Here is a 7,217-nt window from a genome sequence, read left to right as displayed (position 1 = left end):
GGCACCATCGACACGGCGACCGTGTACCCGCGGGAGGTGGTGAGGCGGGCGTTGCTGCACAACGCGGCAGCGGTCATTGTCAGCCACAACCACCCGTCCGGCCGGGCCGAGCCGTCGGCCTCCGACCGGGAGATCACCTACCAACTCTTTGAAGCCCTGGGGCTGGTCGGGGTCCGGCTGGTAGACCATGTGGTGGTGGGCGACGGCCCGCCGGTCTCCATGGCCGAACGGGGCTGGCTCAAGCGCGACCCGTTCGCCCGCACCTGAACGGCCCGGTCAGCTCATTGCCCCCCTCCCCCCAAGGCCTCCCGCCCCACCCCACGCCCGCCTTCCCGCCCCCGCTGTGCCCCGGTTCAATGGATCGGGGCGGCTTCTGGGCTAAAATTACCGATTCCGCCGCTCCAGTCTCAAAGCAGGCCCTGTGAAAAATCTCCTCCGCGCCCTGATCAGCCAAGGCATCGAAGCCTTGCGCGCCAACGGCACTCTGCCGGCCGACACCCTGACCCCGGAATTCGTGGTGGAACGCCCGAAGACCCGTGAACACGGTGATTTCGCCACCAATGCCGCCATGCTGCTGGCCAAGCCGGCGCGCAGCAACCCGCGCGCCCTGGCCCAGGCCCTGCTGGATGCGCTGCCCAAGAGCGACGATGTGCTGCGCGTTGAGATCGCCGGCCCGGGCTTCATCAATTTCCACCTCGCCCCCAGCGCCTACCAGCGCGAAGCGGCCGGCGTGCTCAAGGACGGGGCCGATTACGGCCACAACCTGAGCGGCAACGGCCGCACGGTGGGCGTGGAATACGTGTCGGCCAACCCGACCGGCCCCCTGCATGTGGGCCACGGCCGCGCGGCGGCGATCGGCGACTGCCTGGCCCGCCTGCTGGATGTGAACGGCTGGAACGCCAAGCGCGAGTTCTACTACAACGACGCCGGCGTGCAGATCGAGAACCTGGCCCTGTCCACCCAGGCGCGCGCCAAGGGCATCAAGCCGGATGACGCCGGCTGGCCGGAAGGCGGCTACCGGGGTGACTACATCGAGGACGTGGCCAAGGCCTACCTGGCCGGCGCCACCGTGGAGCTGGAAGGCCATGCGGTGGTGGGCGAGCGCGACCCGGACAACCTGGACGCGATCCGCCGATTTGCCGTGGCCTACCTGCGCAACGAGCAGAACCAGGACCTGGCCGCCTTCGGAGTGGATTTCGACATCTACTTCCTGGAAAGCTCGCTGTACAAGGATGGCAAGGTCGAAGAGACCGTGGCCCAGCTCAAGGCGGCCGGCCATACGTATGAGGAAGGCGGCGCGCTGTGGCTGCGCTCCACCGAGTTCGGTGACGACAAGGACCGCGTGATGCGCAAGTCCGACGGCACCTACACCTACTTCCTGCCGGACGTGGCCTACCATCTGAGCAAGTGGCAGCGCGGCTATGAGCGCGCCATCACCGAGCTGGGCGCGGACCACCACGGTTCGCTGGCGCGCGTGCGCGCCGGCCTGCAGGCGCTGGACGTGGGCATTCCCAAGGGCTGGCCGGAATACGTGCTGCACCAGATGGTGACGGTGATGCGCGGCGGCGAGGAAGTGAAGCTGTCCAAGCGGGCCGGCAGCTACCTGACCCTGCGCGACCTGATCGAGGAAGCCGGCCGCGATGCCACCCGCTGGTTCCTGATTGCGCGCAAGCCCGATTCGCAGCTGACCTTCGATATCGACCTGGCCCGCCAGCAAAGCAATGACAACCCGGTGTTCTACGTGCAGTATGCGCACGCCCGCGTGTGCAGCCTGCTGCGCCAGGCACAGGAGAAGGGGCTGTCGTACACCCCGGCCGAGGGTCTTGCCGGGCTGTCGACGCTGAACGACGAACCTTCGCTGTGGCTGATGGTGGAAATGTCGCGCTTCCCGGAAGTGGTGGAAGCGGCCGGCATCGCGCTGGAACCGCACCTGATCGCGCAGTACCTGCGTGAATTGGCGCACGCCTTCCACACGTGGTATCACGGCACGCAGGTGCTGGTGGCTGACGAGGCCGAGCGCAATGCCAAGCTGACGCTGGCGTGTGCCGCCCGCCAGGTGCTGGCCAATGGTCTGAACATCCTGGGCGTTTCCGCCCCGGAAAAAATGTAAGCAGTGGAGAAGCAGTAAATGGCAGCACGACGCGGCAAGACCCAGGCCCGACGCAACACCAGCCAAGGCACGCCCGGATGGGTGTGGCTGGTGGCTGGCGTGGCGATTGCCGCGGTGGTGTTCCTGGCGGCACCGAACCTGTTCAAGAACGATGGCGACGGCTTCCTGCGGGTAGGCCCGCAGCCGGACCCGAACGCGCAGCCGGCCCCGGTCAGCGACGCGGACACCGACGTGGGCGCCGAACTGCCCAAGCCGGGGGCGGCCACCAAACCTGCCGAGCCGGCCAAGCCCGCCGCCACGCAGTACGACTTCTACACCCTGCTTCCGGGCAAGGAAGTGGAAATGTCCGATGCGGAGCTGGCCGCCAGCGCGCGTGCCGAAGACCAGCGCCGGGCAAAGGCCGAAGCGCAGCGCGCGCAGGCCGCGCTGGAAGGCCGCCCGGTTCCCGCGGCCACGCCGGCACAGACCACTGCAACGGCTACCGCAGCCACCGCCACCACTGCACCGGCCCCGTTGCCAGCGCCGGTGGCCGAGCGCCCGGCTGCCGCCGCTGCACAGCCGAAGCCGGTTGCGGCTGCGGCCACGCCCAAGCCGGAAACCCCTGCTGCGGCCGCGCCGGCTACGGCGGCAGCAGAGCCGGCCAACAACGTGCGTTACATCCTGCAGGCCGGCGCCTTTGGGGCATCGGGCGATGCCGAAGCCACCAAGGCCAAGCTGGCCATGATCGGCCTGGCGGCGCGGGTGGAATCGGCGCAGATCAACGGCAAGACCGTATACCGCGTGCGCATGGGCCCGTACGGCACCGCCGGCGAGCTGGCAGAAGCCAAGCAAAAGCTGGACGGTACCGGGTTGCAGGCGATGGCCATCAAGGCGCAGTAGCGCCGACAGTTAGAGCCGACTGTCAGTCGGCTGCGAGTTACCCCGAAAGCCCCGCATTGCGGGGCTTTTTTTCATGGTGCAGCGCCTCGCTCATTGTCGGTTTAACCGGTTTAACCTATGCTCCTGCATCCCCTTCCGGGGATCGGCACTGCACTGGTTATCGGAGAGCCCCATGCGTATCGCCCATGACGTTTCCTATCTGGAAGTGAGCGAATCCAATGGCGAGTTGACCTCCAGGATCGGCATCAAGCCGATGAAGGAGCTCACCCTCAAATTGGGTGCCGCGCAGCGCGCACGCGAGGAAGTCATTCGCGTCATCGATCTCCGTGGCGAGACAGCGCACGACCATCTCCAAAGTGCCCTTCTTACAGCCTTCATGTCTTTGCACTACACCAGACATGCCAATATCCCTCTTCCTCGCGAGGGCGAGCCGACGTATCACTACGTTCTGCTGGGCACGGACAGTACCGCCAGACATATGCACGGGACGTCGATCAAGGATTCGCTGAAAGCACTTCGGGGCAGCGCCGCGGATGATCACTTGCTGATCGACTTCTCATGCGTTGCAGAGGCCAGGCTGTTCGCGATTGAAGAGCTCTATCGGCGTGTGTACGGCCAGCCTTCCGAGCACGCGGAGCCGCAGCAGCTCGAACAGGACGCGGCTGCGCGCCGGATGAAACTCGCCAGTCAATGGCCAACCGCAGCGGAGGTAAGCCGCAACCTGGGCTCGTCCGCCGGGAACGCCAGCCATCTGGCAACCAAGTACCGTCGCTCAGGAAAACTGCTCGGTGTCTATCTTCCCGTGCCGGGTGGCAGCTGGCGCTTTCCGCAGTGGCAGTTCCAACGCGATGGGCAGCCCGTCATGCACCTCGAGGAGATCCTGAAGGTGCTGCACGAGCCGGGTCCATTTCTTGATACTGATCGCCGCAGTACCGGCTGGGGCGAAGTGGAATGGTTTCAGTCCGGCCACGTGTTGCTGGATGGCCACACGCCCGCCGAGGTGCTGGCAACCCATCCGCATCGTGTGTTGGCCGCGGCCAAAGCCGAGTTCAGCGAGGAGCCTTGATGCCGGGTGGCACACCTTGGTTGACCGACGAACCGGTTTGGTTCGAGCCCCCTACCGGGGAGCTTTATCGGGTTCACCCAGGCGTGTTTGATGCAGCCCTGCCCAATCCTGCGAGCAGGGCTCGCTTCGCGCTGCCGGGCACCCATGCCATGTTCTATGCGGCTGATTCGCTTGAAGGGGCGCTGTGGGAAGCGTTACTGCGTTACACGGTGATCGGACGCAAAGGCCTGTGCGAGTTCCCTACCGCCAAGCTCAAGGGTCAGGTTGTATCGCGGGTTCGCTTCAAGGCGGCCCGATCCAGGCTGTTGCCGCTCAGTCGCCCCGGCCTGCAGCACTTGTTTCCTGATGGAGACAGCGCGGCTGTGCAGGCAGTCAAGTTCCTGACCACCACACCTGATCACACCGCCACCCATGTGGAGGCGGCCGAACTGCATGCCTGCTTGCTGGGCCTGACACCTCCGATCGAGGACATGCCGATGTTGAGCTGGAAGTCACGCCAGTTTGAAGATTCGACGGTGTATCTGTCCTATCACCGGCACGGCGCTCCGTCTGGGTGGGAACACGTTGGCGCTTCCCAGTCCTTGGATACTCCGGCGGGAATGGCACTCATCCAGGCAGCGCTGGGCAGGCACAAGTTCGAGTGGACACCGCTCAACACCCTACCGACCCACGTGATCAATGACAGCGCGGTTTGATACGGTATCCACCTATCCCTCAGTACGGAACACGCATGGGCAGCTCAGACGGCAACAACCACCGCATCGACAACATCGAATTCAACGTGGCTGACATCGCGCGCAGCAAGGCGTTCTACGGCGAGGTGTTCGGTTGGACCTTCACCGATTACGGCCCGGGCTACACCGAATTCAACGACGGCCGCCTGCGCGGTGGCTTCACCACCGATGGGCCGGTACGCGCTGGCGGGCCGCTGGTGATCCTGTATGCCGATGACCTCGACGCCACGCAGGCGCGGGTGGAAAAGGCCGGTGCGGCCATTTCCACGCCGGCCTTCGACTTCCCGGGCGGGCGCCGGTTCCATTTCCGCGACCCCGATGGGTATGAGCTCGCGGTATGGACGGCGGCCTGATCAGTCGCGGGCTACCTGGAAGCCGGCAAACGACTGGCTGACCGGCATCAGTTCGAGGCGATTGATGTTCAGGTGCGCCGGCAGGTTGGCCACCCAGAAGATCTGCTCGGCGATGTCCTCGGCGGTCATCGGGTTGGCGCCGGTGTAGAGCGTGTCCGAGGCGGCCTGGTTGCCGTGGGTGCGGACCAGGGTGAATTCGGTCTCGGCCATGCCCGGTTCGATGGTGGTCACGCGCACGCCGGTGCCGTGCAGGTCCGAGCGCAGGCCCAGCGAGAACTGGCTGACGAAGGCTTTGGTGCCGCCGTAGGCGTTGCCGCCCGGGTAGGGGTACACGCCGGCCACCGAGCTGATGTTGATGATGGCGCCCTTGCGCGCCACCAGCTGCGGCAGCAGGCGGTGGGTGAGCGTGACCAGCGCGGTGACGTTGGTGTCGATCATGGTGCGCCAGTCTTCCAGCGAGGCGCTCTGGGCCGGGGCGGTGCCCTGGGCCAAGCCGGCGTTGTTGACCAGCAGGTCGATGTCGGCGAAACCGGCCGGCAACGCGGCCAGGGCCGCTTCCATCGCGGCGTTGTCGCGCACGTCGAAGACCGCCGCATGTACGCGCTCGGGGCCGTAAGCATCGACCAGCGGCTGCAGCCGTTCGGCACGGCGCCCGGTGGCGATGACCCGCCAGCCGGCCTGGGCGAAACGATGGACGGCGGCGGCGCCAAAGCCGGAAGTGGCGCCGGTAATCAGAGCGGTACGGGTCATCGGGGGTCTCCGTGGGATTCCCGACTATTTTCGCACCCTGCGCCGCGCTGTGTTGGCGGGCGCTGGCGGAATCAGCGGATGCGGAACACCCGGGCCTTGGGCAGGTCTTCGTCCACCTGCAGGAACCAGCGCCCGGCAATGCCCGGCACCACCACGATGGGCGGGTTGCTGCGGCTGGCCTTGAGCTTCATTTCCCCCTTGAGCACCTGCCACTGCTGGCCGTTGTCCAGGGTGAACACGGTGCCCGGCTGCCAGCCATCGACCTGGCCGGTGACGCTGGCATGGATGGGGCCATCGTCCAGGCCGGGGAACATCGGGGCCGGGGTGGGCGCGCCGGTCAGCGGTGCCGGGGCTGCCGCGGCAACCACCGGAGCCGGCGCCGGGGCGCGGGCGTCGGCCTCGCGCAGCAGGCGGTTCAGGGTCTGCAGCTGGGCGGGGGTGAGCCCCACGTCGGCCAGCTGCTGCGGGTCCACGCGCTGTTCGATCGCCACATACGGGGCCTGGGCCGAGGCCGTTGCGGCCAGCCAGACCATGCCCACACCCGCCAGAACCTGCCACCTGCGCATTGCCTGCTCCACTGCCTGTTGATGCCTGAGGAGCGCACTGTGCTTCACTTTCATGGCAGCCAGATGACAGCCGGAACCAGCCGTTTCGGGGCCCGGCGGCTGGTGGGGGTAAAATGGCGGCCAGCCACGCAGCCGCGTCGGCGGTATTGGACGCCTCATGATCAACAACGATGTACTGCGCAGCATCCGTTACATGCTCGACCTGAGCGACGGAAAGATTGCGGAAATCTGTGCCCTGGCCGACCCGGCCTTCGTGGTGGACAAGGCCGATGTGCCCGGTTGGCTGCGCAAGGAAGACGAGGAAGGGTTCGTGGCCTGCGATGACCGCACGCTGGCGCACTTCCTGGATGGGCTGATCGTGCAGTTCCGCGGCCGCGATGAAAGCCAGCCGTTGCGCCCGGTGGAAAAGCGCATCACCAACAACCTGGTGCTGAAGAAGCTGCGGGTGGCGTTCGAGCTGAAGGACGTGGATATGCACTCGATTTTCGAGAGCGCGGGGTTCCCGGTGTCGAAGCCCGAGCTGTCGGCGTTGTTCCGGCAGCCGGACCATAAGAATTTCCGCGCGTGCGGCGATCAGCTGCTGCGTAATTTCCTGAAGGGTTTGACGCTGCGCGTTCGTCCAGCGTAAGGCGCTGCTTCGATTGGGGTCCATGCGTCAATGCGCTGATGGACCCTATCGGCGGTCGTTTGGGAACCGACCCTATGTATGGACTCGCCCCCATCGTCAAGCTGCTTTTAGGCCCGGGAACCGGCTGCATC

Annotated in this window: 9 protein-coding genes; 7 read left to right on the top strand and 2 right to left on the bottom strand. The window is 66.1% G+C overall.

Annotation, left to right across the window (positions count from 1 at the left end; all coding sequences use genetic code 11):
* The 6 genes from KVS69_RS17410 to KVS69_RS17385 all read left to right on the top strand — a co-directional run.
* Nucleotides 1-267: JAB domain-containing protein (locus KVS69_RS17410; protein WP_302675381.1), on the top strand; the 267-nt coding region annotated here is incomplete at its 5' end.
* 154 nt (nucleotides 268-421) lie between these two features.
* The gene (argS, locus tag KVS69_RS17405; protein ID WP_217539176.1) at nucleotides 422-2,110 is read left to right on the top strand and encodes an arginine--tRNA ligase; all 1,689 of its coding nucleotides are present in this window, start codon (nucleotides 422-424) and stop codon (nucleotides 2,108-2,110) included.
* Nucleotides 2,111-2,128: 18 nt separating this feature from the next.
* Nucleotides 2,129-2,989 carry an SPOR domain-containing protein gene (locus tag KVS69_RS17400; protein WP_217539175.1) on the top strand — a complete coding sequence of 287 codons (861 nt, stop codon included), beginning with the start codon at nucleotides 2,129-2,131 and terminating at the stop codon, nucleotides 2,987-2,989.
* Between the two features lie 172 nt (nucleotides 2,990-3,161).
* Nucleotides 3,162-4,055: a hypothetical protein gene (locus KVS69_RS21140; protein WP_254622249.1), complete on the top strand. Its 894-nt coding sequence runs from the start codon at nucleotides 3,162-3,164 to the stop codon at nucleotides 4,053-4,055.
* A gap of 20 nt (nucleotides 4,056-4,075) precedes the next feature.
* Nucleotides 4,076-4,750, top strand: a complete 675-nt coding sequence (locus KVS69_RS17390; RefSeq protein ID WP_217539174.1) for an RES domain-containing protein — start codon at nucleotides 4,076-4,078, stop codon at nucleotides 4,748-4,750.
* 35 nt (nucleotides 4,751-4,785) lie between these two features.
* Nucleotides 4,786-5,142: a VOC family protein gene (locus KVS69_RS17385; protein ID WP_210133085.1), complete on the top strand. Its 357-nt coding sequence runs from the start codon at nucleotides 4,786-4,788 to the stop codon at nucleotides 5,140-5,142.
* Here the strand turns inward: KVS69_RS17385 and KVS69_RS17380 are convergent, their stop codons facing one another.
* Together KVS69_RS17380 and KVS69_RS17375 are read right to left on the bottom strand one after the other, a co-directional pair.
* Entirely contained in the window at nucleotides 5,143-5,892 is a 750-nt protein-coding gene (locus KVS69_RS17380; protein ID WP_093534970.1) for an SDR family NAD(P)-dependent oxidoreductase, read from the bottom strand. It lies immediately after the preceding gene.
* Nucleotides 5,893-5,963: 71 nt separating this feature from the next.
* Nucleotides 5,964-6,458 carry a hypothetical protein gene (locus tag KVS69_RS17375; protein ID WP_217539173.1) on the bottom strand — a complete coding sequence of 165 codons (495 nt, stop codon included), beginning with the start codon at nucleotides 6,456-6,458 and terminating at the stop codon, nucleotides 5,964-5,966.
* Between the two features lie 157 nt (nucleotides 6,459-6,615).
* Between KVS69_RS17375 and KVS69_RS17370 the strand changes: the two genes are divergently transcribed.
* Nucleotides 6,616-7,086, top strand: coding sequence for a DUF1456 family protein (locus KVS69_RS17370; RefSeq protein ID WP_210133083.1), 471 nt, complete (start codon nucleotides 6,616-6,618; stop codon nucleotides 7,084-7,086).
* Nucleotides 7,087-7,217 lie beyond the last annotated feature (131 nt).

Origin of the sequence: Stenotrophomonas sp. GbtcB23, assembly GCF_019091045.1 — a bacterium.
In the GTDB taxonomy this organism is placed as follows: Bacteria; Pseudomonadota; Gammaproteobacteria; order Xanthomonadales; family Xanthomonadaceae; genus Stenotrophomonas; species Stenotrophomonas rhizophila_A.
This window is presented reverse-complemented; position numbering and strand designations above follow the sequence as displayed.